The sequence below is a fragment of the Streptomyces sp. NPDC087420 genome (assembly GCF_044744165.1).
GTDB lineage: Bacteria > Actinomycetota > Actinomycetes > Streptomycetales > Streptomycetaceae > Streptomyces.
Genome location: NZ_JBIUXU010000019.1, coordinates 1 through 25751 on the forward strand (window position 1 = coordinate 1; position 25751 = coordinate 25751).

At 70.5% G+C, this 25751-nt stretch carries 22 protein-coding genes; 12 read left to right on the forward strand and 10 right to left on the reverse strand.

Going from position 1 to position 25751, the window contains the following annotated elements; all coding sequences use genetic code 11:
- Positions 1-378 precede the first annotated feature (378 nt).
- Positions 379-1089, forward strand: a complete 711-nt coding sequence (locus tag ACIO1C_RS32555; protein ID WP_401870465.1) for a tRNA-dependent cyclodipeptide synthase — start codon at positions 379-381, stop codon at positions 1087-1089.
- A 62-nt stretch (positions 1090-1151) separates the two neighbouring features.
- Complete coding sequence (locus tag ACIO1C_RS32560; protein ID WP_401870468.1) at positions 1152-2393, forward strand: cytochrome P450; 1242 nt, start codon at positions 1152-1154, stop codon at positions 2391-2393.
- 40 nt (positions 2394-2433) lie between these two features.
- On the opposite strand, the gene ACIO1C_RS32565 is transcribed toward ACIO1C_RS32560, so the two are convergent.
- Positions 2434-3015, reverse strand: a complete 582-nt coding sequence (locus ACIO1C_RS32565) for a CGNR zinc finger domain-containing protein (RefSeq protein ID WP_401870470.1) — start codon at positions 3013-3015, stop codon at positions 2434-2436.
- A gap of 131 nt (positions 3016-3146) precedes the next feature.
- On the opposite strand from ACIO1C_RS32565, the gene ACIO1C_RS32570 reads away from it, so the two are divergent.
- The gene (locus tag ACIO1C_RS32570) at positions 3147-3971 is read left to right on the forward strand and encodes an AzlC family ABC transporter permease (RefSeq protein WP_401870472.1); all 825 of its coding nucleotides are present in this window, start codon (positions 3147-3149) and stop codon (positions 3969-3971) included.
- Positions 3968-4267, forward strand: coding sequence for an AzlD domain-containing protein (locus tag ACIO1C_RS32575; protein WP_401870474.1), 300 nt, complete (start codon positions 3968-3970; stop codon positions 4265-4267). The genes ACIO1C_RS32570 and ACIO1C_RS32575 overlap by 4 nt, the downstream gene beginning before the upstream one ends.
- Before the next feature lie 223 nt (positions 4268-4490).
- Here ACIO1C_RS32575 and ACIO1C_RS32580 read toward each other — a convergent pair whose 3' ends face one another.
- Positions 4491-5132 (reverse strand): hypothetical protein, encoded by a 642-nt coding sequence (locus tag ACIO1C_RS32580; protein WP_401870477.1) that lies wholly within the window; start codon positions 5130-5132, stop codon positions 4491-4493.
- A gap of 287 nt (positions 5133-5419) precedes the next feature.
- On the opposite strand from ACIO1C_RS32580, the gene ACIO1C_RS32585 reads away from it, so the two are divergent.
- Both ACIO1C_RS32585 and ACIO1C_RS32590 read left to right on the forward strand, forming a co-directional pair.
- Positions 5420-5932, forward strand: a complete 513-nt coding sequence (locus ACIO1C_RS32585; protein WP_401870480.1) for an SRPBCC family protein — start codon at positions 5420-5422, stop codon at positions 5930-5932.
- Positions 5933-6013: 81 nt separating this feature from the next.
- Positions 6014-8329 carry an FdhF/YdeP family oxidoreductase gene (locus tag ACIO1C_RS32590; RefSeq protein ID WP_401870482.1) on the forward strand — a complete coding sequence of 772 codons (2316 nt, stop codon included), beginning with the start codon at positions 6014-6016 and terminating at the stop codon, positions 8327-8329.
- Positions 8330-8447: 118 nt separating this feature from the next.
- Here the strand turns inward: ACIO1C_RS32590 and ACIO1C_RS32595 are convergent, their stop codons facing one another.
- Both ACIO1C_RS32595 and ACIO1C_RS32600 read right to left on the reverse strand, forming a co-directional pair.
- A complete protein-coding gene (locus tag ACIO1C_RS32595; protein ID WP_401870484.1) occupies positions 8448-8819 on the reverse strand; it encodes a hypothetical protein in 372 nt (123 codons plus the stop codon).
- Positions 8820-8978: 159 nt separating this feature from the next.
- Positions 8979-9476 carry an SRPBCC family protein gene (locus ACIO1C_RS32600; protein ID WP_401870486.1) on the reverse strand — a complete coding sequence of 166 codons (498 nt, stop codon included), beginning with the start codon at positions 9474-9476 and terminating at the stop codon, positions 8979-8981.
- Between the two features lie 145 nt (positions 9477-9621).
- On the opposite strand from ACIO1C_RS32600, the gene ACIO1C_RS32605 reads away from it, so the two are divergent.
- From ACIO1C_RS32605 to ACIO1C_RS32620, 4 genes are all read left to right on the forward strand, one after another.
- On the forward strand, positions 9622-10521 hold the full coding sequence (locus ACIO1C_RS32605; protein WP_401870489.1) for a helix-turn-helix domain-containing protein: 900 nt from the start codon (positions 9622-9624) through the stop codon (positions 10519-10521).
- A gap of 193 nt (positions 10522-10714) precedes the next feature.
- Entirely contained in the window at positions 10715-11680 is a 966-nt protein-coding gene (locus ACIO1C_RS32610) for an SMP-30/gluconolactonase/LRE family protein (protein ID WP_401870727.1), read from the forward strand.
- A gap of 39 nt (positions 11681-11719) precedes the next feature.
- The gene (locus tag ACIO1C_RS32615; RefSeq protein WP_401870491.1) at positions 11720-12625 is read left to right on the forward strand and encodes an MBL fold metallo-hydrolase; all 906 of its coding nucleotides are present in this window, start codon (positions 11720-11722) and stop codon (positions 12623-12625) included.
- Between the two features lie 97 nt (positions 12626-12722).
- A complete protein-coding gene (locus ACIO1C_RS32620; protein ID WP_401870493.1) occupies positions 12723-14186 on the forward strand; it encodes a carboxylesterase/lipase family protein in 1464 nt (487 codons plus the stop codon).
- A 130-nt stretch (positions 14187-14316) separates the two neighbouring features.
- On the opposite strand, the gene ACIO1C_RS32625 is transcribed toward ACIO1C_RS32620, so the two are convergent.
- The gene (locus ACIO1C_RS32625; protein ID WP_401870496.1) at positions 14317-15849 is read right to left on the reverse strand and encodes an MFS transporter; all 1533 of its coding nucleotides are present in this window, start codon (positions 15847-15849) and stop codon (positions 14317-14319) included.
- A 115-nt stretch (positions 15850-15964) separates the two neighbouring features.
- Between ACIO1C_RS32625 and ACIO1C_RS32630 the strand changes: the two genes are divergently transcribed.
- Positions 15965-16420, forward strand: a complete 456-nt coding sequence (locus ACIO1C_RS32630) for an NUDIX hydrolase (RefSeq protein ID WP_401870499.1) — start codon at positions 15965-15967, stop codon at positions 16418-16420.
- A gap of 207 nt (positions 16421-16627) precedes the next feature.
- The gene (locus tag ACIO1C_RS32635; protein WP_401870502.1) at positions 16628-17671 is read left to right on the forward strand and encodes a DUF4331 family protein; all 1044 of its coding nucleotides are present in this window, start codon (positions 16628-16630) and stop codon (positions 17669-17671) included.
- Between the two features lie 29 nt (positions 17672-17700).
- Here ACIO1C_RS32635 and ACIO1C_RS32640 read toward each other — a convergent pair whose 3' ends face one another.
- The 5 genes from ACIO1C_RS32640 to ACIO1C_RS32660 all read right to left on the reverse strand — a co-directional run bounded on the left by ACIO1C_RS32640 (position 17701) and on the right by ACIO1C_RS32660 (position 25689).
- A complete protein-coding gene (locus ACIO1C_RS32640; RefSeq protein ID WP_401870505.1) occupies positions 17701-18474 on the reverse strand; it encodes a VOC family protein in 774 nt (257 codons plus the stop codon).
- Between the two features lie 83 nt (positions 18475-18557).
- Positions 18558-18830, reverse strand: a complete 273-nt coding sequence (locus ACIO1C_RS32645) for a hypothetical protein (protein ID WP_401870508.1) — start codon at positions 18828-18830, stop codon at positions 18558-18560.
- A 127-nt stretch (positions 18831-18957) separates the two neighbouring features.
- Positions 18958-21957: a glycoside hydrolase family 2 TIM barrel-domain containing protein gene (locus ACIO1C_RS32650; protein ID WP_401870511.1), complete on the reverse strand. Its 3000-nt coding sequence runs from the start codon at positions 21955-21957 to the stop codon at positions 18958-18960.
- A 124-nt stretch (positions 21958-22081) separates the two neighbouring features.
- Positions 22082-24811: an alpha-mannosidase gene (locus tag ACIO1C_RS32655; protein WP_401870514.1), complete on the reverse strand. Its 2730-nt coding sequence runs from the start codon at positions 24809-24811 to the stop codon at positions 22082-22084.
- Between the two features lie 71 nt (positions 24812-24882).
- Entirely contained in the window at positions 24883-25689 is an 807-nt protein-coding gene (locus ACIO1C_RS32660) for a carbohydrate ABC transporter permease (protein WP_401870730.1), read from the reverse strand.
- Positions 25690-25751: the final 62 nt, after the last annotated feature.

The window sequence follows — 25751 nt, forward strand, 5'->3', positions numbered from 1 at the left end:
CCCCCATCACCCCCCAACTCCTCACCACCTACATCCAATTCTTCATCAACCAAGGCCACTACCCCCCACCCCCCAACAACAACAACCCAAACCACTAAACCAACACACCCCCACCCCCCGGCCCCCGGGGGGCAGGGGGCAGGGGGATGGGGCGGCCGATCCCCCCAACCCGGAAACGACACCAACCACATTCGGCCTGGCCTACGCGGGCGTCGCGTCGCCTTCAGTCCGTCACGGCCGGGGCCGCGCCGGCTCATCGTCGGGCTTCGTATTCAGGCCTGACGGGGTTTCACTCGTTCGGGGGAGGTGCCGCATACTTGCCTCCAATCTTGGAATATCACTCATTGTAACGCCTCATTGCTTTGAGTGAGGTGCCTCGTGTCTCCGAACGAGCAGCCATCCCTGACAGAACACGCCGTCGAGGCAGTGCCGTTCGGCGAGCGAAGCGACGCCATCCTCCGCCGAGGGCACCACGCCCTCTTCGGAGTCAGCACGGGCAACAGCTACTTCAGCCGCCAACGGCTGGCGGGTGCGATCTCCTGGGCGACAGCGCGCTTCGACTTGGTCGACGTGATCCATGCCGATCTCTATCTGGACCGGATGTGTGAGGCGTTCGGTTACGAGCGAGCGGATGCGCGCAGGAGCGCGGCCAAGCAGTTACGGGGAGTCCGGCGCCGGATCGAGGGTGCGCTGGAGGATGCCGGTTCGGCCGCGAAGAAGGTACGGGCCAGGCCGTTGTCCGACTTCCTGGAGGACTCCGCGTATCAGGAGGTGCACGCGCGAGCGCGGGCCGCGCTGCGCACCGACGTGGAATTGAGAGCTGTCCGGGACGAGATGGCGTACCACTTCCTCTCGAAAAAGCTGGGCCCGGGTGGGTTTCCCACTGCCATGCAGGTGCGCGTGGCGCAGGACTACGTCGAAGCTGAGCTGCCGTTCTTCGTGGACAGCCCGCACATTCTGGGCGTCGCGTCGTCCGTCCACTGCTACCACTCCGTAATGGCCCTGGGACGCCTTCTGTTCAGCGACCGCGAGGTGGGTCTGAGACCCGCCGACAACCAGGGCTACGCCGTCGTCGCCTGCCAGGACTGACTGTGCGTCCGATCAACTGGTTGGACCCTCTCGAGAAGACATCCCCGGAAGAGAGCAGCCCCATGTCGTCACCCACTGTCCCCTCACCCGAAGCCTGCCCCGTTGTTCCGTACGCCCCGGTGGAATGGCCGTTGTCGCGGCGGGGCGATGTTGTCCCGGCCGAGTGCGCGCTGCTGCGTGAGCAGAGCCCGATCGCCCGGGTACGCACGCTCACCGGGGACGACGCGTGGCTGGTCACCAGCTACGCGCTCGCCAAGCAAGTTCTCGATGACGGCGAACACTTCAGCCTGCGCGCGACGGCCGCCGACAACGTGCCGCGCCAGTACGCCCTGACGATCCCGCCGGAAGTCGTCAACACCATGGGCAACGTCAACAGTGCGGGACTCCACCAGGAGGTGCTCAGGGCCTTCGGCCCCCGGTCCGGCCCGGCGAGTGCCGAGTGGATGCGCGCGCGGGCGTACGAACTGATCGACAGCATGGTCGAGGAAGGACCGCCGGTCGATCTGCGGACACGGTTCGCCGAGCCGTACTCCGCGGCGATGGTCTGTGAAGTGCTCGGCCTGCCGCACGAAGACGGACGGCGCCTCATGGCGGGTCTGGGCCTCGGCTTCGTCACCAGCCCGGCCGTGTTCGACGGATGCACCGCCAACTGGGACAAGGACTACGCGTACGTCCTGCGCCAGGTGCGCGCAGACCGGGACACCCAGCGCGGACTCATCCTTCGGCTGTGCGACCTGAGGGACGACCCGACCCGCGACGGCGGCGCCCTGACCGACGAAATGCTCGCGGCGGTGGTCACCTCTCTGTTCGGGGCCGGCGCCATGAGCACCTACGTGTTCCTGCTCCACGCCGTCCTCACCCTTGTCCAGCACCCCGAGACGATGCAACGCCTCCGGAAGCGGCCCGAGCTGATGCCACAAGCCGTGGAGGAGCTGATGCGCAGCACGCTCTCCATCGGTGACGGGCTGCCCCGGATCGCCCTCGCCGACGTACAGGTCGGTGACGTCTCCGTCCGGGCCGGGGAACTGGTTCTCGTCTGTGTCGAGGGAGCCAACTTTGACCCCGCGCAGTTCGACGATCCCGAGCGGTTCGACATCGACCGCTCGCCCAACCCGCACCTGTCCTTCGGCGCCGGCCCCCACTTCTGTCCCGCCTCGCTCATCTCCCGCGTCCACGCCGCGGAAGCACTCACCGCACTCCTGGACCGCCTGCCCGCGCTGCGGCTGGCCCTGCCCGCCGACCAACTCGTGTGGCGCACCGGCAACATCAAACGAGTCCCCGAACGACTCCACGTCCTCTGGTGAACCCTCGGACCGGCCGCCCCGATCCTCGCCCGCCGCGGGGTCATCCGCCCTGGCGGGTGCGGGAGTAGTGGCGCTTGGCGCGGTCCCGGTTGCCGCAGTCCTGGGAGCTGCACCAGCGCCGGGTCCCGCTCCGGGAGCGGTCCAGGAAGAACCAGCCGCATCCGGGGCCCTCACAGCGCCGGACCCGTCCCAGGGCGTCCCCGCTCAGCAGATCCTCCGTCCGCAGCGCCAGCGCGTGGCGGAGGTCGTCGAAACGGTCCGTGCCGGACTGCCACCGCAGAGGAAAGGCAGGGGGCAGTGTGGTCCTCTCGCGGGCCAGCAGCAGGACCCGGCGCAGTGCCTCCCACTCCCGGGCAGGAGGCTCCTCTTCGTCGACGAGGGCGTCCAGCACCGGCCAGAGGATGGCGCGCAAGTCCATGAGCGCCGCGATCGCGGCCTCCATGCGCGCGGAGTCCGTCATCTCCGTACGGAGCAGCGCCTCCGCGCGGTCGGCGGCGAGCAGCCCGGTGGCGACGGCCCAGCGCGCCCACGCCTCCGCGCCCTGGACACGGTCGGCGGTACGGGCGGGGTCCAGACGCCAGGCAACGGTGTTGACGAAGTCGAGTACCGGGTGGCCGCCCACGAATGACGCGCCGGAGTCGTGAGGGCTTCCTGAGGCGGCGGGAGTGCTAAGGGCCGGTTGCTTGCTCATCACTCCTTCACCTTACTCCTCATCTAACAGCCATAGGCCATTTTGACTGTTAGGCTTGAGCCATGGACAGTCTCCGATCAGCGAAGGGCGCCGTCTCACCGCGTGCGAGCTTCCTCTCCGGGCTCAAGACCGGGTCCGGGCTGGCGACCGCTTCCTTCCTCCTCGCCGTCAGTTTCGGCGCGATCAGCGCCTCACAGGGCTGGGGACATCTCGCACCGGTGATCTGCTCGATGATCGTGTTCTCGGGGTCCGCCCAGTTCGCCCTGCTGGCGACCCTGGGGTCCGGCGGCGGGCTCGCCGGCGCCGTGACGTCCGCGGCGCTGATCAACAGCCGTTTCATCCCCATGGGCATCGCCGTCGCCGGCGATCTGCGCGGCGGCCGGTTCCGCCGCGCGCTCGAAGGCCAGGCGGTGGTCGACGGATCATGGGCCGCCGCCCATCTCGGGGGCGGGCGGTTCGACCGGTACCTGCTTTTCGGCGCCACCGCGATCCAGTGGCCCGCCTGGGTCGCGGGCACCGCCCTGGGCGTCGTGGTGTCCCCCGACCCCGATCTCCTGCACCGGCTCGGGCTGGACGTCCTCACCCCGGCCCTCTTCGTCGCGCTGCTCTTCGACGAAGTCCGCCGGGAACGGATCAACCGGCTGCCGGCCCTGCTCGGCGCCGTACTCGCGGCCGGTCTCATCGTCTTCCTGCCCGCCGGACCGGCCCTGGTGGGCGCGGCGCTCGCGGCACTCGTCGCGCTCTTCAGGGCACCCGCCCCGCCGCGCGTCCGGCCCGAAGAGGCCGGAAGAAGGAACGGCGCCGAAGCGGCGGAAGCAGCCGGCCGGCCCGAAATGGCTGAACAGGCAGCGGAACCCGCCCTCTCCGACGAAGAGGTCACACCATGACTCTCTGGCTCACCATCGGCGCCGTCGCCGTCCTCAGCTTCACCTGCAAAGCCTTCGGCCCTGCCCTCTTCGGCGGGCGCACACTGCCCCCACGCGCACAGTCGGTGATCGCCCTCGCAGCCCCCGCCCTGCTCGCCGGCTTCATCGTCGTGGACGTACTGGGCCCTCGCTGGAGCGCCCTGGACCTCACCGTGATCGCCGGACTCGCGGTCGTACCGCTGCTCCTGTGGCGCAGGGCCCCGCTCCTCGTGGCCCTGGTGGCCGCGGTCGCCGTAACGGCACTCCTGCGCCTCTAGGGCGTGTCCGCGAAGTGGCGTCGTTCGCCCGAAGGGCGTGGCTCGCGGCGTCTGGTGCGTGCGATCGCAAGGCGGAGGACCGAGCGTGTACTGGATGTACTCGCTCGGTCCGACAACGCGGCGAGCGCGCGTGCCAGGCGTCGCGGGCCAGACGCCACTTCGCGGACACGCCCCAGGGCGTGTCCGCGCGGCCGGCGTCGACCGGGTGATGGGCGCCCACGGGTCAGCCGCCGGGGAGTTTGAATCCGGAGGCGACGTTCAGTGTCGTGGAGAAGGTCAGGTACATCAGCCAGATTCCGGTGGCAATGTGGAAGAAACCGAGCCCCTTTTCGCCGTACACCATCGTCCTTCCCTTCGCGGTCGCCGTCCCGCGCCGGCCGAGCGGCACACTCGCGAAGAACTCGAAGACGTAGACGCACGCGAGACCGGTGAACAGCAGGCCGACCGGCCACGCCCCGACCCGGTAGAAGACCACCATGCCCAGGACGGAGATGATGGTGAACGCGATCGACATGCCGCCGTTGGCCCGGGTGTCCGACTGCTGGTAGCGGTTCCAGCCCAGCGCGAACCAGTGGATGCCGTAGACGCTGAAAGCGAGCGCGGCCATGAAGAGGGCCTTGTCGCTGAACACCTGGAACCAGGTGAGCCCGACGAAGAGGTAGATCCCGGCGAGCAGCTGGCACAGGCCGGGCATGAAGATGCCCCACACGCCGGTGGCCCGGTCCACACTGCTGTCGCGCACGGGTGTGCGGAAGAGCTCCTGCGGGCCGTAGATCAGGTAACCCGTGCCGAGGCCGAAAAACCCGAGGACCACGGGCACGAAGGACGACTGGGGAAATACGAGGGCGAATTTGTCGGAACCCATACGGCGCTGCCTTCGTTCGGGGAATCCACGGAATGGTGAGACTCGGGTGTCCGGCCTGCCACAGATGGCCGGACCGTCGTGACGTAAGACCGACGTAAACCCATGTGCGCGGGATCGGTGTCCAGACACGCCGTAATTGCCCCGTTGACGCCCGGGTGGGTGGAGGACGGCGGTCTTCGCCGGGCCCGATGGCCCGGAGCTCCTTACGCTGGTCACGTCGGCCGCTGCGCCGCATCCGCGTGCTGCCGCCTGTCCCCAGGCCGCGAAGAGAACGGGTCAGACACGAGATGAGCACCATCGAGGCATCCATCGACGTCCGCGTCCCGGTCCGTACGGCGTACAACCAGTGGACGCAGTTCGACAGCTTTCCCCGGTTCATGGACGGCGTGCGACGCGTGGACCGGCCGCAGTCGACCCTGACCCACTGGGTGACGCGGTGCGGCGGGGTGACCCGCGAGTTCGACGCCGAGATCCTGGAGCAACGCCCCGACGAGCGTCTGGTCTGGCGCAGTCTGGACAGCCCGCGCCATTCGGGGACGGTGACCTTCGAGTCACTGGACGACGCCCACGCGCGGGTGACTCTGAGGATCGACTTCGCGCCCCGCGGATTGCTTGAGCGGGCCGGTGACTCCTCGGGCTTCGTACGCCGGCGGGTACAGGGGGACCTGAAGAACTTCAAGGCGTTCATTGAGGGGCAGGGCAGCGAGACCGGGCAGTGGCGCGGCGCGATCACCGACAGCCGGGTACGGCCGGACTCCGGGCAGGACCGCCCAGAGGTACCCGACTGGCCGAGTGGCTGACGCCGGGTACTTGCGCGCGGCGTGGGAGCGTAGGGGCGGGGGTGTTCGGGCAACCGGGGGAGCACAGAGAGGCCGACACGGGTGAAGAAACCACCGACCGCCGACCAGGCCGGCGAACCGACCGGTGACCGGGCGGAGATCACCCCGCCCAAGGAGTGGGCGGCGGGTGTGCCCGCGGTGGCCCACGCGCTCGCGTACTCCCTGGCCGAGAATTCCGTCCCGCGCACCACGCGGACGCTGTTCGACATCAACCAGACCAAGGGCTTCGACTGCCCCGGCTGCGCGTGGGCCGACCCCGAGCCCGGCAGCCGGCACAAGAACGAGTACTGCGAGAACGGCGCCAAGCACGTCAACGACGAGGCGACCACGCGCCGGATCACCGCCGACTTCTTCCGCCGCCACCCGGTCGGCGAACTGGCGCGCAGTTCCGACCAATGGCTCAACCAGCAGGGCCGGCTCACCGAACCCATGGTGAAGCGGCCGGGATCCGACCACTACGAGCCGATCAGCTGGCACGACGCGCTCGGACTGATCGCGGGCGAACTGCGGGGCCTGGACTCACCCGACGAGGCGGTCTTCTACACCTCGGGGCGGGCCGGCAACGAATCTGCCTTCGTACTCCAGCTCTTCGCCCGGGCGTTCGGCACCAACAACCTCCCCGACTGCTCCAACATGTGCCACGAGTCGAGCGGCGCCGCGCTGAAGGAGACACTGGGCACCGGGAAGGGCAACGTCAGCCTCACCGATCTCTACCATGCCGACCTGATCCTCATCCTGGGCCAGAACCCGGGCAGCAACCATCCGCGGATGCTCTCCGCTCTGGAGGAGAACAAGCGCAGGGGAGGACGCATCGTCGCGGTCAACCCGATGCCCGAGGCCGGTCTGCTGCGGTTCAAGAACCCGCAGACGCCCCGGGGCGTGATCGGACGCGGCACCCAGATCGCCGACGACTTCCTCCAGATCAGGCTCGGTGGCGATCTCGCGCTCTTCCAGGCGCTGAACCTGCTGCTGCTGGAGGCGGAGGACGCCGCGCCCGGCACCGTCCTGGACCGGGCCTTCATCGACTCGCACACCAGCGGGTTCGCCGAATGCGCCGAGCACCTGCGCAAAACCGTGTCCTGGCCGGAGGTGCTGGCCGCCACCGGGCTGACCCGCGAGGAGATCGAGCACGTACGGGACCTGGTGCTCGACAGTGAGCGGGTCGTGATCTGCTGGGCGATGGGGCTCACCCAGCACAAGCACGGCGTGCCGACCATCCGCGAACTGGTCAACCTCCTGCTGCTGCGGGGGATGATCGGCAAGCCCGGGTCCGGAGTGTGCCCGGTGCGGGGCCACAGCAACGTGCAGGGTGACCGGACCATGGGGATCTGGGAGAAGATGCCGCGCACGTTCATGGACGCCCTGGAGCGGGAGTTCTCCTTCAGCCCGCCGCAGGCGCACGGCCTGGACACGGTGGACTCGATCAGGGCCATGCGCGAGGGCCGGATCAAGGTCTTCATGGGCCTCGCGGGCAACTTCGTCCGGGCCACGCCCGACAGCCGGGTCACCGAGGAGGCGATGCGGCTCTGCCGGCTCACGGTGCACATCTCCACCAAGCTGAACCGCTCGCACACGGTCTGCGGCGACACCGCGCTGATCCTGCCCACGCTCGGCCGCAGCGAGCGGGACGTACAGGCGGGCGGCGAGCAGTTCATCACCGTCGAGGACTCGATGAGCGAGGTGCATGCCTCCCGCGGGCACATCGAACCCGCCTCCAAGCTCCTGCTCAGCGAGGTGGCGATCCTCAGCAGGCTGGCCCGCAGGACGCTGGGTGACCGGGTGGCCGTGCCCTGGGAACAGTTCGAGGCGGACTACGGTTCCATCCGCGACCGGATCGCCCGGGTGGTACCGGGGTTCCAGAACTACAACGCCCGGGCGGCGAAACCCGGCGGGTTCCTGCTGCCGAACCCGGTGAACGAAGGGGTGTTTGCCACCGAGGACGGCAAGGCCCGGTTCAGCCGCAACGCGTTCGCCTCGCTGCACGCCCCCGAGGGGCACCTCATCCTCCAGTCGCTCCGCTCGCACGACCAGTGGAACACTGTCCCGTACACCTCGAACGACCGCTACCGGGGCATCCACGGCTCGCGCCGCGTCGTCATGGTCAACCCGGCCGACCTGGACGCGCTCGGCCTGTCCGACGGCGACCGCGTCGACCTGGTGGGCCAGTGGCACGACGGCGTCGAACGCCGCGCCGAGGATTTCCGCCTGGTCGCCTACCCCACCACCCCCGGCTGCGCCGCCGCCTACTACCCCGAGACCAACGTCCTGGTCCCCCTCGACAGCGTGGCGGAGATCAGCAACACACCCACCTCGAAGGGCATCATCGTCCGCCTCGACCCACGTCGGCCCGCCCCATAACCCCAGTCCCAGCCCTCCCATGCGGCTCACGCGGCGGGGAGCAGTCCATTCCGGCCCCGGGAAGCCGGTGGTGGGTGAGTACGCCTCACGGACCGCCACCAACACCACACTCCGGGAGTCAGTCCCCGTACACGACGATCAGGCACAGTGCCGCGAACGGCACAACGGACAGGCCGAGCAGCGTCAGTGTCGCCGGGACAGCCGCAGTCAGCCGCTCTTTGCCCTTGCGTCGACCCGAGAGGAAGACCACGCGGGCGAGGACCGGCGGCGACGCCACGAGGGCGACGCAGATCACCGGTGCCACGAACCGGCTGAACGTGGTGGTGCCGGTCTCGGTGACCGACTGCCAGGCGATCGCCACGAAGATGTAGGCCGGGCCGACCAGCAGGACGAAGGAGAGGACCGACGCCACGGCGACGGTCAGTCCCTCCGTCAGCCGCTCGGCACGCGTGCGCTCCCGGCGCGCTTCCGGTCTTTCGTTGTACCCCATGCCCATTCCCCCCCCAAGTGCGGCTGTTCGGTGGCTCCCAGAACCACCGGCCGCCATGATCGCATGGGCCCGTCGGCACGCCGGTGATCCCTGCGCCTCCGTACGGCACCGCGGGGGCTGCCCGGATGGGCGGCGGGTGAGGGCGCTCGATGCGTGTGTTCATTGTTCGGCGATCCATTGGGCCAGGGCGATCAGGGTGGTCTCCGCGCTGTTCGTCATGTAGTCGCGCAGCGCTTCCAGGTCGCCTCGGGTGGTGCCCAGGACCGGGTCGAGGCGCAGGAGTTGCCAGGACTGCTCCACGACCGTTCCGCGTCCCTGGGGGCGGAGGGTCCAACTCCAGCGCACGATCCCGTCCTCGGCGCCGCCGACCACGAAGGTGAAGGCGGCGCCGGGGTCGGCTCGTACGATCTGGGAGCGGGTGGTCCACTGCCTGCCGTCCTTGTGGTTGCGGCCGCTGAACCAGGCGCCGGCCCGGGGGCCGGCTCCCTCGTCGAAGGTGACCTCTGTCGCGTTGGGGCTCCAGCGGCCGATCGCGGACACGTCGCTGACCAGGTCGTACACCCGGGGCGGTGGGGCGTCGACCCATACGCGTCGGGTGAAAGCGAAGTCCGATGCGTCCAGGGGCTTGGAAAGGTCGTGTTCGTTGGTGATGGTCACGGGGGGCCTCCTGTGTGTGTGGGGGGGCGGTGCCTCGTCGGCGTACAGCCACGTCATCACTGGTGCCGTCGAGCAGCCACTCCCGCCGGTGCCTATCCACGCCAGGGGCAGGCTGTGCCTTCCGGCTCGGCCCATACTCGGACCCATGAGCGGAAAAGTGCAGCTCGGAGACTTCTTGCAGACGCGGCGCTCCCAGCTGCGTCCCGAGGATCTCGGGGTACCCACCTACGGAGAACGCCGACGGGTGCCTGGCCTCCGGCGCGAGGAGCTGGCGCTGCTGGCGGGGGTGAGCGTCTCGTACTACACCCGGCTGGAACAGGGGCAGTCGCTGAACGCGTCGCCACAGGTGCTGGACGCGATCGCCCGGGCACTACGGCTGGAGGAGGCCGAGCGCCTGCACCTGCACAACCTGGCCCGCTCGGCCAACGGGCCCGGCCGGGGCCGGCGGCCGGCGCCGGAGCGGGTGACGGCGGCGACCGGTCAGTTGCTGGAGGCACTGGCGGACGTCCCGGCCATCGTGATCGGCCGACGCAGCGACGTCCTGGCATGGAACCGTCTGGGGCACGCGCTGTTCGCCGGGCACCTGGACCCGGGCGCCCCGGACCGGCCGGCGGAGCGCCCCAACATGGCCAGGCTGGTGTTCCTCGACGCGCACACCCGTGACCTGTACGCGCACTGGCCGGGCAAGGCAAGGGCCGTGGTGGGGAACCTGCGCCTGGTGGCGGGCCGGTACCCGGACGACGCCTCCCTGCACGAGCTGGTGGGCGAACTGAGCGCGAAGAGCACGGACTTCGCCTCGATGTGGGCCGACCACCGCGTCAAACCCTGCGCCGTCGACACGTACGAAATGCGTCATCCGCTGGTCGGCCCGCTGACCGTCACTCAGCAGACCCTGAGCCAGGGGCCGGGCCAGAACATCGTGGTCGCCACCACGGAGGCCGAATCGCCCTCGCGCACCACGCTGGCCCTGCTCGCCCAGGCCCTCGTCCGGCCCGTCGCCCAGGGAGACCCGGCACCACCGGGAGCCCGGGCCGAGGCGGGCTGACCCTCCACACCACCCACCGGGCCCGGGCCGGGCGCCGGTCGACCTCCGCGATCGTGCGTCCGGCCGGGCGCGGCCGCCCGCCAGCCTCCGCCCGGCGTAACTTCCTGGCGCCTGGTCCTCCGGGCCCAGGCCATCACCCCATCCCTGTGCGTCGGCGTACCGCCGCCGCATGCCCGAAAACAGTGAAGGCATCATGTTCAAGAAGCTGTCCACGACCGCCACCACCGCCGCAGTCCTGTCCGCGGCCGTGATCGCCGCGACCGGTGCCGTACCGGCGTCGGCCGTCTCCGCACCGCTGAGCGACGCCCGTATCGCCGCCCACTTCGACCTGGCCAAGGGCCAGATGCCGGAGAACATCGCCCTGGCCTCCGACGGCAGTGCGTACGTCACCTTCGCCGGCGCCCGCCAGCTCGCCCGCGTCTCCCCCAAGGGAACCGTCCGCGTCCTGGCCACCCTGCCCGCGCCCGCCGACGGCGGCGTCCACACCCCGGTCCTGGGCTTCCCCCTGACCACCGGCGTCGTCCGCGCGGAGGACGGCACCCTGTACTTCTTGTACGCCACCGGCACCGCCGACCTGACCGGCGTGTGGCGCCTGCGTCCCGGCGGCACCCCGAAGCGCATCGCCGCGCTGCCCGCGGCCGGTCTGCCCAACGGCCTGGACCTGGACCGGAGGACCGGGACCCTCTACGCCACCGACTCGGTCCTCGGCACCGTCTGGAGCGTGCCGGTCACCGGCGGGACTCCCACCGCGTGGTCCACGGCCCCCGAGCTGGCCTCCACCGGATTCCTCGGCGCCAACGGCCTGAAGATCCACGACGGGGCGGTGTGGGTCACCAACCTCGACCAGGGCACGGTCCTCCGTATCCCCGTCCTGCGGGACGGGCGCGCCGGCGCGGTCCGGACCCGGGCCACCGGCCTCGCCGGGATCGACGACTTCGCCTTCACCGGCCACGGCGACCGGATCCTGGCCGCCCTCAACGGCTCCAGCGAGGTCGCGCTCGTCCAGCCCGACGGCACCCACTCCATCGTCCTGACCGCCGCCGACGGTCTCCAGAACCCCACCTCCGTCGCGCTGCGCGGCGACACCGTCCATGTCGGCAGTGCCGCGTATGTCACGGGCGAGGACCCCAACCTCGTTCTCGCCCACCTGAACGACTGACACCACGCCCCGAGCGGAACCACACCTCAGGAGAACGCCTTGCAGAGCACGAACGACCTCACCCTCGGCGGTGTCACCCTCACCCGCATCGAGGAGACGCACGGTCCGATCATGCCCGCGGACCAGTTCTTCCCCGACCTGCCCGAGCAGGCCTGGAAGGACCACCGCGAGTCCCTGGTGCCCGACCACCTGGGCGCCGACGACACCATGGTCCACGTGGCCATGCAGACCTGGCTGCTCCGCAGCGGCGGCAGGACCATCCTCGTCGACACCGGCGTCGGCAACAACAAGTCCCGGCCCGCCGTCGGCGCGTGGGACCACCTCGAGCTGGACTACCTGGGCAACCTGGAGCGTGCCGGGGTACGGCCCGAGGACGTCGACCTGGTGGTCAACACCCACCTGCACGTCGACCACGTCGGCTGGAACACCCGGCTGGTCGACGGCGCTTGGGTGCCGACGTTCGCGAACGCCACCTATCTGATGCCCAAAGTGGACTTCGAGTTCTGGAACCCGGCGGACAACCCGGCCGTCGCCGGCGGGGTCAACGAGAACGTCTTCGAGGACAGCGTCGCCCCCGTGCACGCCGCGGGCCAGGTCCGCCTGTGGGAGGGAAGCCACACCATCGACGAACATCTGCGCCTGGAAGCCGCCCCCGGCCACACTCCGGGATCCAGTGTTCTCAAGCTGATATCCGGCGACGAACGGGCCCTGCTGGCGGGTGACTTGCTGCACACTCCGCTCCAGATCGCACACCCGGACCACAACAGCTGCTTCTGCGAGGACCCGGCGCGGGCCCGTACGACCCGCCGCAGGCTGCTCGGCTGGGCCGCCGACGTCAACGCCCTTGTCCTGCCCGCCCACTTCAGCGGTCACAGCGCCCTGGAGGTCGAGAGGACGGACAGCGGCTTCGCGATCAAGAAGTGGGCGCCGTTCACCCGGTACTGACCCTGCTTCCACCCCACCGCCGCTCCGGACGACCCGGAGCGGCGGCCCCCACCGGAGCACACCAGCCCCGAGCACACCAACAGCGAGGAGAAGCGGGATGGCCCCCGCCGGTTCTGTCACGGTCACCACCACCTCCGGCCCGATCCGCGGCCGCCGCGGCGAACACGGCTCGGCCTTTCTCGATGTGCCGTACGCCGCCCCACCCGTCGCGCACGGGCGTTTCGCCCCGCCGGGCCCTCACCCGGGGTGGACCGAGGTCCGTGACGCGACACGGCCGGGGCCGACCGCGCCCCAGCCCGTCCGGGACTCCTTCGGCACCCTCGACATGTCGCCCTACTTCGGCCCCGGCTGGCAGCGCGGCGACGACTATCTCACCGCGAACATCTGGGCCCCGGAGCCGGCCGGCCCGGCCCGCCCGGTCATGGTGTTCGTACACGGCGGAGGATTTGTCGCCGGCTCGGGCCGCGCGCCGCTCTACGACGGAACGGCTTTCGCCCGGGACGGTGTGGTGCTGATCACCGTCAACTACCGGCTGGGCATCCCCGGTTTCCTGCATCTGCCCGACGCCCCGGACAACCGCGGCCTGCTCGACGTCCTGGCCGCCCTGCGGTGGATACGGGAGAACGCCGCCCGCTTCGGCGGCGACCGCGACAACGTCACCCTCTTCGGCCAGTCCGCCGGAGCCATCATCGTCGGCGGCGTCCTCGCCGACCCGGCCTCGTCCGGCCTCCTCCGTCGCGCGATCATCCAGAGCGGCACCGGCACCGGCGCCTTCACCCCCGACCAGGCGGGCATCGTCACCGCCGCTGTCGGACGCGAGCTGGGCCTCGTACCCACCGCCGGATCTCTGGCCGACGTCCCCGACGATCGTCTTGTCGCCGCCACGGCCGCGCTCACCGGGTTGGACCTGCGTACGTCCACCCACCACGACCCGCTCGGCGGCATCACCCCCTTCAGCCTGGTCGGCGAGGAGCAGCCGGCCCGCGCGGTCGCCGCCGGCCGGGGATGCGAGGCCGACCTGCTGATCGGCGGCAATCTGGACGAGGGCTCCCTGTACCTGGCCCCGCTGGGACTCCTCGCGGGCACCACCGACGACGACGTCCGCGACACCGCGGCGAAGTTCCACGCCGATCCCGGCGAAGCGGTCCGCGCCTACCGGGCGCGGCACCCGTCCGCCTCCACCGCCGAGCTCCGTACCCGCATCCTCGGCGATGGGCTGTTCGGAGCCGGCACCCGGCGGATGGCCGCCGCCCACGCGCGGGCAGCGGCCGGGCGGACGTACCACTACGAGTTCGGCTGGCGCTCCGACGCGGTCGGCGGGCGGCTGGGCGCCAGTCATGTCATGGAGCTGCCGTTCGTCTTCGACCACCTGTCCCTGCCGTCGCTGCGCGGCCCGCGCGGGCTCCTCGGCATCGCCGAGCCGCCCGCCGCGCTCGCGTCACATATACACCGATCATGGATACGGTTCGCCGAGACCGGGGATCCTGGCTGGCCCGTCCACGAGCCGCCCGAGGGTCACGTCCAGCCCATCGGCCACGTCCCGCCCGTCGGCCTCGGCTGACCGGGATCCCGGCGCCCCGCTGCCCCCGGGTGGGACCGGACCCGGGGGCAGCGGGGCAGGGCGTCGAAGTGATCACCGGGTGGTGAACCCGGTCGGCGCGTTCGGTGTCAGCGCGCCGGTGTGTTCGGTGTCAGCGCGCCGGTGTGTTCGGGGAGGTCCCGGAGACTGCCTCGTCCTTCGCCTGCCCCGGAGTCTGCGGGTCCTGCTCCCCCTGTCGAGCCGAGAGCGGCGCGGCGATGTCCTCCAGGGATTTGCCCTCGGCCGCGACGGCGAAGAACCAGGCCACGATCCCCGCGAGCACCATCAGCGTCGCGCCGACGCAGAACGCGATCACCGCGTCGCTCACCACTCCGCTGTCGGTGAGTTCGGCGAACAGCAGCGGGCCGGAGATGCCGCCGGCCGCCGTACCGATCGCGTAGAAGAAGGCGATCGCCATGGCACGGGTCTCCATCGGGAAGATCTCGCTGACGGTGAGATACGCGGAACTGGCGCCGGCCGAGGCGAAGAAGAGGACCACGCCCCAACAGATCGTCATGGTGGTGGCGTTGAGCCAGCCGTTGCCGAACAGCCAGGCGGTGACGAACAGCAGAAGCCCGGACACGACGTAGGTGCCCGCGATCATCGGCTTGCGGCCGACGGTGTCGAACAGCCGGCCGAGGAGCAGCGGGCCGAGGAAGTTGCCGAAGGCGATGGCGGCGAAGAAGTACCCGGTCGAGCCGCTGGAGACGTCGAAGAACTTCACCAGGATCGAGCCGAAACCGAAGGTGATCGCGTTGTACAGGAACGCCTGGCCGATGAAGAGCGAGAAGCCCAGCACGGCGCGCTTGGGGTACTCGCGGAAAAGCGTCCTGCCGATCTCGATGAAGCCGATCGATCGCCGCTGCTCGATGGTGAGGGCGCCCGCCGGCTCGGGCAGCGCGCGGCCGATCTCCGTCTCGATCTCCTTCTCCACCCCGTCGACCAGTTCGTTCGCCTCGTCGGACCGGCCATGGATGAACATCCACCGGGGGCTCTCCGGCACGTGGCGCCGTACGAGGAGGATCACCAGGCCCAGGACCACTCCGAGGGCGAAGGTGAGCCGCCATCCCAGGTCCTTCGGGAAGATGTCCGTGTTCAGGGCGAGCACGGAGAGCAGCGCGCCACCCATCGCGCCCAGCCAGTAGCTGCCGTTGATGATGAGGTCGACGCGGCCCCGGTACTTGCTGGGGATCAGTTCGTCGATGGCGGAGTTGATCGCGGCGTACTCCCCGCCGATACCGAAGCCGGTGAGGAAGCGGAAGAGGAAGAACCACCAGACCGAGAACGACACGGCGGTCGCGGCGGTCGCCGCCAGATACACCGCGAGGGTGATGAGGAAGAGCTTCTTGCGTCCGTACCGGTCGGTGAGCCAGCCGAAGAAGAGAGCGCCGGCGCACGACCCCGCGACGTACAACGCGGCCGCCAGGCCGGTGACTTGCGCGTCGGAGATCGGCAGGCCGCTGCCGTCCTCCGAGAGGCGGCTCGCGATGTTGCCGACGACGGTCACTTCCAGGCCGTCGAGGATCCATACGGTTCCCAGGCCGATCACGATCATCCAGTGCCAGCGCGACCACGGGAGCCGGTCGAGCCGCGCCGGAACCTTCGTGGTGATGGTCCCGGTGACCGCGTCTCCGGATGGGGTCATGTTCAGCCTCCTGCCTGACGGCACCCCGGTTGCGCCCGGGGTGCCGCGTCCGGCTACCCGTGACCGAAAGACGCAAACGCGGGTGCGGACCGCGGACGTTCGGTAGCGTGCGGGGATGAGTTTCCGGCTGGCGGCGTACGCCGTGTGTGTCCAGGACGGCCGGGTGCTGCTCGTCCATCACTCATCGGGGAACTGGAGCCTTCCGGGCGGCAAGGTCGAGCACGCGGAGGACCCGTTCGACGCCGTGATCCGGGAGGTCGCCGAGGAGACCGGCTGCGAGGCGGTGGTCGAACGCCTGCTGGGCGTGGACTCCAGGGTGATCCCGGCGGCCGTCGCGCGAGCGGGGATCGCGCACCAGAACGTCGGCGTCTTCTACCGGGTCCGTATCACCGGCGGCCGGCTGCGGCCCGAACCGAATGGCGAGACCACCGGGTCGGTCTGGACTCCGGTCCCGGAGGTCGTACGCCTGCGCCGGTCGTCGCTGGTCGATGTCGGCCTCGCCCTGGCGCGGACCCTTCCGCCGACCGGCCATGCCGCCGCCGTCCCGGTCGGCGGCTTGGTCCAGCACTGAGGCGAGTGGCCCAGCGCGCGTTCCCGCTGCCCGGCCCGACGGGTGATCCGTCTCCACGCGGCTGCGCGTACGCAGGCGAGGTAGTCTGATTTGGGGGGAAAAGTAACCCTTGGGGAAGTCGCCCCCGAGGTGGCCCACGAACATGGCGATTGCGTGCCGGTCCGCGTGTTCTCCACGCGCCTCGGCGCGGTGTTTGGAGTGAGTGCGATGTCTCACCACCTCGATTCGCCCGCCGCCAGGGCTGATGCCCGGTTGAACATCTCGGACCTCTACGTGTTCCGGGGCGACCGCGGCACTGTCCTCGCGATGAACGTCTGCTCCGATGCCGCGGGCCCGGACGTGCCCAAAGGCTTCCACCCGGAGGCCCGGTACGAATTCAAGATCGACAGTACGGGTGACGCCGTCGAGGACGTGTCCTTCCGCCTCCGTTTCGGAGCGACGGACGCGGACGGTTCACAGGCCGTCGAGCTGTGCCGCCTCGTCGGAGCGGAGGCGGCCGACGACGCGGCGGAAGGCACGGTGCTCCTCGCCGGCGCGACGGGGCGGACCCTCCGCACCGGGAGCGGTGTGCGGCTGTGGACCGGTCGGGCCGGTGACCCCTTCTGGATGAATCCGGACGTGGTGGAAGCGGTCGGCCAGGCCTTCCAGCACGGCACCGACGTCGAGCTGCCCGCGCCGGACTCCGGAGAGGCGACCGACGAGGTGACCAGCCTGTTCTCCGGGATGAAGGTACGGTCCATCGTGCTCGAAGTACCGGACGACGACCTGCTGCCCTTCACACGCAACAGGGACATCGGCGTCTGGGGGGTCACCGCGCTGGCCACCGACGCCGGCGGCTGGCACCGTATCAACCGGTGCGGCATCCCGATGGTCTCGCCGATCTTCGCGCAGTTCGACGACGAGCTGGCGGAGAAACTGAACCGGACTCCTCCCGCCGACGACATCCACACGTTCGGCACGGAGATCACCGACCGGGTCGCCGCTGTTGTCGGCACCCGCGGCACCACGTCGGATCCACACGGTTACGGCCTGGAGGTCGCGGAGCGAATCCTCCCGGACATCCTCCCGTACACGATCGGCACTCCCGCGGTGTTCGGTTTCGCGGCGTTCAACGGCCGGGCGCTGAACGACAACGCGGGCGAGGTCATGTTCTCCCTCGCCACCGACAGCGCTCTGAGTATCGGCCTGACCAAGGACTCCGTCGACGCCCTTCCGACACCGTTCTTCCCGTACGTGGCGGCCACCGCCTGACGTAGTGGCCGGGACGGGGAGGCGACGGCCTACGGGGCCGAGGAGTCCGCGGCCCCGTACCGGGCGATCACGGAGAACCGTGTTCTGTACGGGTCGGTCAGGGTGGCCGACCGGCCGTACGCGGTGTCCTCCGGGGTGGTGGAAGTGCCTCCGGCCGACCTGGCCCGTGCCACGGTCACGTCGGTGTCCGCCACCTCGAAGGTGGTCGCCCAGACCGGGGCCGGAGCGGTGTCCAGGCCGAGGATCCCGCCGATCTCGTGGCCGTCCGGCCGGCGCAGGAAGGTGAAGTCAACACCGGGAAGGTCCTCGTTGCCGTCCAGTGTGAAGTCGAAGACGGTGGTGTAGAAGGTACGGGCGGGGCCCGGGTCGGCGGTCACGAGGTCGTTGCGGACCAGGGTGTCGGGCTCGTTGACCAGACGGCAGCCCAGGTGGGTGCGGCCCTGCCAGAGCCCGAACCGCGCGCCGGTGGGATCGACGGCGGCGGCCGCCCGCCCCAGGTCGCCGACTTCGTGCGGAGCTCTGATCAGTTTGCCCCCGGCGTCCGCGATACGACGGGCGGTGCTGTCGCAGTTGTCGGTGGCGAGATGGACGGTCCAGCTGTCGCTCGTGTCCGCCCGGTCGGCGACCTGGCGCAGACCGGCGACCGGCAGACCGCGCACCAGGCAGTCGGTGCCGAGGTCGCCGGAGGTGAAGTCCCAGCCGAACACCGCCCCGTAGAACGCTTTCGCGCCCTCCAGATCCGCCACCGCGAGATCGATCCAGGTGGGGGTGCCCAGCGGCTGGTTCTGGGTGACCTGACTCATCGGGTGCTCCTGCGCTCGCGGTGGGAGTGGCTGACTCGGCCAACGCTAAAGGGGAACTAGGCCAGGTCGTGTCCTATATCGGGTCAGTCCAGGATCACCATGATCATCGCGGCGACGATGGTCAGGACGGCGCCCGCGAGCATCAGCGTCCGTGCCGTGGCCGCCGCTCTGGCGCGAGTCCTTCCGGTCGCCCGTGAGCCGCGGGACGCGGGCGGTGCGGCCGTACTTCGCGGGCAGCTGCGCTTGCCGCAGAAACGGCAGCCGGAACGGGAACGCTGGCCGGCCGAGGGCTCCATCCAGTACGCGCCCAACAGCGCGGCGCCCGAACCCTCTCCCCCGGCAGACAGACCGGACATCTCCATGCCCGGTCCAACGACGCACTCGTCGGCCGGCGTCGGCATGGCCGCGTCCCGCAACCGAATCGACACACGCCGGGCCCCGGCGATCGTGACAGGGCCCGGCGGTGTCAGGGATGAGAGCCCGTCAGATCGCCTCGACGCGCAGTCTGATCGTGCGGGACTCGGGGCGCAGGGCGAATTCGGGCCATACGTCCGGTCCGCAGGCGCGGGAGCCTAGGCCGTGTTGGGCGGCGTCGATGATCAGGTACGTCGTCGACGACTCCGGGAGCTCGTAGGGGTGGGCCGCCCGGGTGATCTGCTGGGGGGTGTGGCGGCTGAGGGTGAAGCCGGGGCGGCGGCCCCGGGTGTCGGGGAGGGCGGTGACGCGCATGACGCCGGTGTCGTCGCTCGTCAGGGTCAACTGGCGCAGTGCGGACCGGTGCCCGGTCTCCTGGGGGCGGGCGTACTCGACGGAGAGGTCGCGCAGGGGGAAGGAGAAGCGTCCGGTCCTGGCCGCGCGCACGCTGTCGGGGTAGGACTCCCGCGGGCCGAGGCCGAACCAGTCGGCGCCGTCGACGGGAGCCGACTCGTCGGGCAGGTCGAAGCGTATGCCGACGCGCGGCCAGACCGTGGGCCAGCCGCTCGACGGGCTGGTTTCCACGCGCAGTTCGACTTCACCGTCCTCCAGGGACCAGACGGATTCCACCATCACCCACAGGGCGGAGTTCGCCGCGGAGACCTTGTCCAGGGTGCGCAGGGCGTCCGGGGTACGTTCCACGCCGACGCGTCGTGTGGTGAGACGGTCGAGTCCATGGCCGCGCCACAGCGCCGCGTTGGAGATTCCGGAGACGCTCGCGTCGCTCTCCTCGATCTCCCCGGAGGTGCCTTCGTCGTTGTCGGTCGGGGCGCGGAACAGTTCCAGCCGCGGGCCCGTCACCGGGCGCCCGGCGAGTCGTGTGAGGGAGCCGCCGGTGAACTCGGCGATGCCCAGTGTCAGTGTCCCGCCGCTCGGCCGCCAATCGGTGCGGGGCCGGACCGCGGGTGCGGGGCGGGGGGCCGAGCGGTCCAGTTGTGCGGTCGCGAGCACGTGCCCCTCGCTCGCCCAGGCGGTTTTGGTCGCCAGGGCCGCGTCGAGGGTGAGCCAGGTTTCCGCGTCGTGCGACACCGGGACCGCGGGGAGGAGTACGCGCGCCGATCCGCCGGCCGGGATCACGGGCGTCTCCAGGTGTCCGGAGGCGGCGGACGTTCCGTCGTGTTCGACGCGCCAGGAGAACCGCAGGTCGGACGTGTCGGCGGAGTGGCGCAGGTTGGTGATCTCCACGTGGTCGGCCGCGTGGCCGGACGCGCCGTCGGCGCCGAAGGTGAAGCGGATCGGCTGCACGACGGCCTTGAACTCGTAGAGGCTGGGGGTGGGGACGTCGTCGCTGAGCAGCATGCCGTCCATCACGAAGTTGCCGTCGTGGACGACCTCGCCGAAGTCGCCGCCGTACGCGAAGTACGGCGTGCCGTCCGGGGCGGTCGTCGCGATTCCGTGGTCGCGCCATTCCCAGACGAAGCCGCCGTGCAGGCGCGGGTGCCGGTGCGTCAGCGCCTCGTACTGGTCGAGCCCTCCCGGTCCGTTGCCCATCGCGTGCGCGTACTCGCAGAGCAGGAACGGCTTGGTGCGCTGCCGGGCGCCCTGCGCGGGAGTGCAGTCCAGCAGCGGGGCGCGTGAGCCGTCGGTGCCGATCTGCTCGGTCTCCGGCACCGAGGAGTACATGCGTGAGTAGAGGTCGGTGTATTCGCCGGTGTGGTCGCCCTCGTAGTGGACGGGCCGTCCGGCGTCGCGGGCGTGGACCCACGCCGACATCGCGGCGAGGTTGCTGCCCGTCCCGGCTTCGTTGCCCAGGGACCAGATCACGACACTGGAGTGGTTCTTGTCCCGTTCGACCGTGCGCCGAATGCGGTCGAGGTACGCCTCGCGCCACGCCGGGTCGTCGCTCGGATTGCCGGTCCAGCCGGTCTGGTCGAAGCCGTGGGTCTCCAGGTCGCATTCGAGGACGACCCAGAACCCGAGCTCGTCGGCCAGGTCGAGCAGCCGGGGGTGCGGCGGGTAGTGGCTGGTGCGGATCGCGTTCACGTTGAAGCGCTTCATCCGGGCCAGGTCCTCGCGGGCGTGCTCCTCGTCGAAGACGCGGCCGCGCTCGGGGTGCGTCTCGTGGCGGTTCATCCCGTGGAAGACGACGCGACGGCCGTTGACGAGGAACCGGTCGCCGCGGATCTCGACCGTACGGAACCCGATCCGCAGGGCGACGCTCTCCGCGGCGGTCGACACGGTGACGTCGTACAGGCGCGGTCGCTCTGCCGACCAGGGCTCCACGGCGTCGAGGTCGAGCGGGATCACGTCGGCCGGGGTCGCCCAGACCCGCTCGACGCCGAGTTCCGGGAGCCGGAGGGTGACGGGGAAGGCCGCCGCGTCGGCGGTGATCTCCGGTTCGATCCGGCCGTGCCCGTCGCCGAAGCCGGTACGCAGCCAGACGTCCTCGACGCCGCCGACCGGGCGGGCGATCAGCGTGACGTCGCGGAAGATGCCCGGCAGCCACCACTGGTCCTGGTCCTCGACATAGCTGGCCGCCGACCACTGGTGCACGCGCACCGCGACGACGTTGTCGCCCGGGCGTACGGACGAGGTCACGTCGAATTCGTGGGCGAGCCGGCTGCCACTTGCGCCACCGATCTCCTCGCCGTTCACCCAGAGCCGGAAGAGCGACTCGACGCCGTCGAACCGGAGGACCACCCGCTCGGCGTCCGTCCACGCGGCGGGGATCTCGATGTGGCGGCGGTAGTCGCCGGTGGGGTTCTCGTCCGGGACGTGCGGCGGGTCGATCGGGAACGGGAACTGCACGTTCGTGTAGATGGGCCGGCCGTACGCCCCGTCGCCCTGGAGCACCCAGTGGGAGGGCACCGGGATGCTGTCCCAGCCGTGGTCGTCGAAGCCTTCGGCCGCGAAGTCCTCCGCCGCGGACGCCGTGGGCGACAGCCGGAACCGCCACGGTCCGTTCAGGGAGAGGGAGGGGGCGTCGGAGTGGAGCCACGAGCGCGCCGGACGCAGCGCGCCGCGCCCTGGCGCGGTGTCCGATACATACCCGGAATGGGGGGAGGGCACGAGGTCACAACTTTCTCGATGGCGGAAGGTCGGTTGGCGGCGTCCGCCGGTCGCGGCGCCCGGGGCCCGGTGGACTCCGGGCGCACGACCGGCGGTGCGCCCCTTTTTGTGCGGTTACGGAGGTCTACCGGACGACAACCGTGCGGATCTCCCACGGGCCGAGGGCGAGGTCGAGCCCGTCGGCGGCCGGTGTGGTGGACAGGGGCCGGCCGAGCAGGTCGACGGTGGTGGCCTCGGTGAACGCGCCGGTCACACGGGCGTCGGCTCCGGTGCCGCTCATCGCGACCAGCCGTATCTCGGTCCCGGTGCCACCGCCCTCGGTGGTGACGCGGCGGACGGCCGACACGAAGACGTCCGCACCGTCGACCCGGATCCCGGCCGCGTCGGGGGGCAGCCGGTCGCCGGCGGGCGCGGTACCGCGGGTGACGAGCACGTCGTTGCGGAAGAGTTCCGCGAGGCCGACCGCGTTCGCCTGCTGCCAGCCGGCCGCCGGGGGCAGGACGGCGAAGCGGTTCTCGACGCGCATGCCGAGGTCCTGCGCGCCCGGTGCGGCGATCTCGGTCGCGGCGGGCTCGTCGCGGAACGGATGGATGTTGACGCTGATCGAGCCGATCGCGCGCAGGAGGGTGACGGCGAGTTCGGAGCCGTCGCCGACCACTTCGTACTCGGAGGAATGGTCGAGCAGGACGTGTGCGGCGCCGGCCGATACGAACGAGTCGGCGGGGAAGGTCGGGATGGGGTATTCGCCCCAGCCTCCCTCGGCGGTGAGTCCGCGCGCGGTGACGGCGAACTGCCCGGCGGAGGCGGACCCGGTCACCGGTTCCGGCAGCGGTACGTGGAAGCGCAGCCGGTGGTCGGCGGAGCGGTTCAGGAACGAGGTGGAGACCCGTACGAACGGCTCACCCGCCCGTACCTCCACCAGCGTCTCCACCGGGGTCGGTACGGTCTCGGCACCGCGCACGTCGCGGTCGGAGGAGAGCGCGGCGGGCCATTCGTAGACGCGGGTGACCCGGGTCCTCGACCGCAGCGGGCCGTTCTCCAGGACCTCGACGGCGACCTCGGCCGGCTCCGAGACGAGCACGTCCCGGGCGGGCGGCCCGTAGTTGTAGCTGTCGCCCCGGTCACCGCCGTCGACCAGGCGGCCGACGCCGCGCAGGACGGAGCCGTCGGCCCCGGTCACGTCGAGGGTGCCGTCGGCGGCGACGGCGACGTCGACCAGTCCGTTCGACAGGGTGCGGTCCGTCGCGGTCGCGGGGACGAGCGCCGCTGGCAGCGCGGGCGTCCGGTCGGTGGGTCCGACCCGGAAGCTCGCGAGCCCGGAGGCGGGAACGTCGACCAGCGCGAGCGCGGTCGCGCGGGCCTCCTCCAGCGTCAGGACCCGCCACTCCCCCGGGTGCGCGGCGGCCGCCTCGGCGACCTTCCCGCGCAGGATCATCAGGTCGAAGGGTCCGCTGCTCGGCACCTCGGCGAGGTGGAAGACCAGGGATCCCGGGGTGAGTTCGTACGTGTCGATCAGCCGGCCGAACAGTTCGCGGCGGTGGATGCGCCGCAGCACACGTTCGAGCTGGGAGGCATCCATGCGCTCGTCGCTGAGCACGGTCGGCGCCTGGGAGATCAGCTGCACGGGGCGTACGGAGCCGTCGGCAGCGGTCGCGGCCAGCCCACGCCCCTCGGGCGGGGCGACAACGTCCACCTCGACCGCCGCCGTACGCGCGAACGGCAGCGGGTTGGCGACCAGGTGACCGTCGCTCGGCACCAGGGCGGCGGCCTCGGCGAGGGCAGCGTCCCTTACGGCCCGCGCGGCCTGCGCGGCCTCGGCGAGCCGCGCGTCCACCTGGTCGCAGGTCTCGTCGGTGCCGGAGCCGACGACCGAGTCGTGTGCGGCCGACTCGATGATCTTGTGCCAGGCGAGTGAGAGGAACGGCGTGTCGTCGCGGCGGGACCACAGGGCGTTCATCCGCTCGGCGTGGTCGATGGTGCGCTCGGCCACGGCCATGCGCTGCTTGAGCCCGAGCCGTACGGAGAGCACACCCGGAAGGATGTTGCCCCGTACGTGGCTGCGGAGTTCGCCGGTGACGACGGTGGAGACCTCGTCGCGTACGTGCGAACGGATGTACTCGTCGAGCGTCGCGATGGTGATGGCGCGCTCGTCGCTCGACGCGCGGCGCAGCCAGGCCGCGAGCCGCGGGTCGGGCGCGTTGTGGTCGGTGCCGGCCATCGCGAGCACCGGGTCGTTGCCCCAGCGGTCGGCGGTCATCTCCGCGTACTGGCCCAGCGCCCGGCCGATCTCGTCGGGCACCAGCAGGACGTCGAGGCCGTTGTCGTACCCGTCGAAGAGGAACTCGGTGCGCACCTCGGAGCCGTCGGGGGCGCGCCAGCGGAAGGCGTGGCCCTCGACGGAGCCGGGAACACCGCGCCACAGCGCGGCGTGCTCGATTCCGGCGCGGGCCAGGATCTGCGGCATCTGCGCGATGTGGCCGAACATGTCCGGCAGGTACCCGATGGGCATCGACCCGCCGAGTTCCGCCGCGGCCGCCCATCCCATCCGGAGATTGCGTACGACGGTCTCGCCGGAGCAGAGGAACTCGTCGAGGAGGATGAGCCACGGGCCGATGGCGAGCCGGCCGCCGGAGACCAGGGCCGCGAGCCGGTCCCTGTTCTCGGGCCGCATCTCCAGGTAGTCCTCGATCGCGGCCATCTGCCCGTCGACGGTGAACCGGAAGTCCGGGTTCGCCTCGGCCGTCTCCAGCACGGTGTCGAGAGCGGCCACGAGCCGGTGCCGGAACACCTGGAAGGGCTCGTACCATTCCCGGTCCCAGTGGAAATGGGGCACGAAGACGGCGGAATTCTGCATGGGTCAGGGACCTTCTGTCGGCGGGTGCGGAGAGAGGCTGGGGCGGAGCTGCGGGACGTCGGGCTACGGCGTCACTTCAGTGAGCCGGTGGCGAGCCCGGTGCGCCAGAACCTCTGGAGGAGGATGAAGACGATGATCACGGGCACGATCGAGACCAGCGAGCCGGTGATCACGGACTGCTGGAGGAGCGGGGCCCTGGCCGTCTGGCCGTTCCACGTGTAGAGGCCGAGGGTGACCGGGAAGAGCGACTCCTTCTGGAGCATCACCATCGGCAGGAAGAAGTTGTTCCAGATGGCGACGAACTGGAAGAGGAAGATCGTCACCAGGGACGGTGCCATCAGCCTGGAGGCCACGGAGAAGAACGTCCGGAACTCTCCCGCGCCGTCGAGGCGCGCCGACTCCAGGAGTTCCTGGGGTACGGCGGCGGAGGCGAAGATCCGGGCCAGGTAGACGCCGAACGGGCTGACGATGCTCGGCAGGAACACCGCCCAGTAGGTATTGACGATCCCGGTCGCCGAGAACAGCAGGAACAGCGGGAGCGCGAGCGCGGTCGTGGGGACCAGGACGCCGCCGAGGATGACGGAGAAGAGGAACTCCCGCCCCCGGAAATGGAACTTGGCGAGCGCGTAGCCGCACAGCGCGGAGACCAGTGTGCCGACGGCCGCGCCGAGCACCGCGTAGATCACACTGTTCAGGGCCCACTGGAGGAAGATGCCGTCGCTGCGGGTGAACAGGGTGTGCAGGTTGCTGAACAGGTTGAAGTGGGAGAACGCCAGGCCGTTGGTGGAGGCGAGGTCTCCTTGCGGTTTGGTCGCCGCGACGATCAGGAAGTAGACCGGCAGCAGGAAGTAGATGGTCAGGAGGACCATCACGGCCATGACCGCCGTACGACTGGCCCTGCTCTCACGGACGGTGGGTTTGTCACTCACGATCAGGTTGT

Bases quoted from the DNA above. Each gene is read 5' to 3' on its own strand.
- ACIO1C_RS32605 (WP_401870489.1), top strand. From the start codon at position 9,622: ATGAGCGGAAAAGTGCAGCTCGGAGACTTCTTGCAGACGCGGCGCTCC.
- ACIO1C_RS32645 (WP_401870508.1), bottom strand. From the start codon at position 18,830: ATGTCCGGTCTGTCTGCCGGGGGAGAGGGTTCGGGCGCCGCGCTGTTG.
- ACIO1C_RS32580 (WP_401870477.1), bottom strand. From the start codon at position 5,132: ATGGGTTCCGACAAATTCGCCCTCGTATTTCCCCAGTCGTCCTTCGTG.
- ACIO1C_RS32570 (WP_401870472.1), top strand. From the start codon at position 3,147: ATGGACAGTCTCCGATCAGCGAAGGGCGCCGTCTCACCGCGTGCGAGC.
- ACIO1C_RS32575 (WP_401870474.1), top strand. From the start codon at position 3,968: ATGACTCTCTGGCTCACCATCGGCGCCGTCGCCGTCCTCAGCTTCACC.
- ACIO1C_RS32640 (WP_401870505.1), bottom strand. From the start codon at position 18,474: ATGAGTCAGGTCACCCAGAACCAGCCGCTGGGCACCCCCACCTGGATC.
- ACIO1C_RS32560 (WP_401870468.1), top strand. From the start codon at position 1,152: ATGTCGTCACCCACTGTCCCCTCACCCGAAGCCTGCCCCGTTGTTCCG.
- ACIO1C_RS32620 (WP_401870493.1), top strand. From the start codon at position 12,723: ATGGCCCCCGCCGGTTCTGTCACGGTCACCACCACCTCCGGCCCGATC.
- ACIO1C_RS32585 (WP_401870480.1), top strand. From the start codon at position 5,420: ATGAGCACCATCGAGGCATCCATCGACGTCCGCGTCCCGGTCCGTACG.
- ACIO1C_RS32660 (WP_401870730.1), bottom strand. From the start codon at position 25,689: ATGGCCGTGATGGTCCTCCTGACCATCTACTTCCTGCTGCCGGTCTAC.
- ACIO1C_RS32635 (WP_401870502.1), top strand. From the start codon at position 16,628: ATGTCTCACCACCTCGATTCGCCCGCCGCCAGGGCTGATGCCCGGTTG.
- ACIO1C_RS32610 (WP_401870727.1), top strand. From the start codon at position 10,715: ATGTTCAAGAAGCTGTCCACGACCGCCACCACCGCCGCAGTCCTGTCC.
- ACIO1C_RS32655 (WP_401870514.1), bottom strand. From the start codon at position 24,811: ATGCAGAATTCCGCCGTCTTCGTGCCCCATTTCCACTGGGACCGGGAA.
- ACIO1C_RS32630 (WP_401870499.1), top strand. From the start codon at position 15,965: ATGAGTTTCCGGCTGGCGGCGTACGCCGTGTGTGTCCAGGACGGCCGG.
- ACIO1C_RS32595 (WP_401870484.1), bottom strand. From the start codon at position 8,819: ATGGGGTACAACGAAAGACCGGAAGCGCGCCGGGAGCGCACGCGTGCC.
- ACIO1C_RS32625 (WP_401870496.1), bottom strand. From the start codon at position 15,849: ATGACCCCATCCGGAGACGCGGTCACCGGGACCATCACCACGAAGGTT.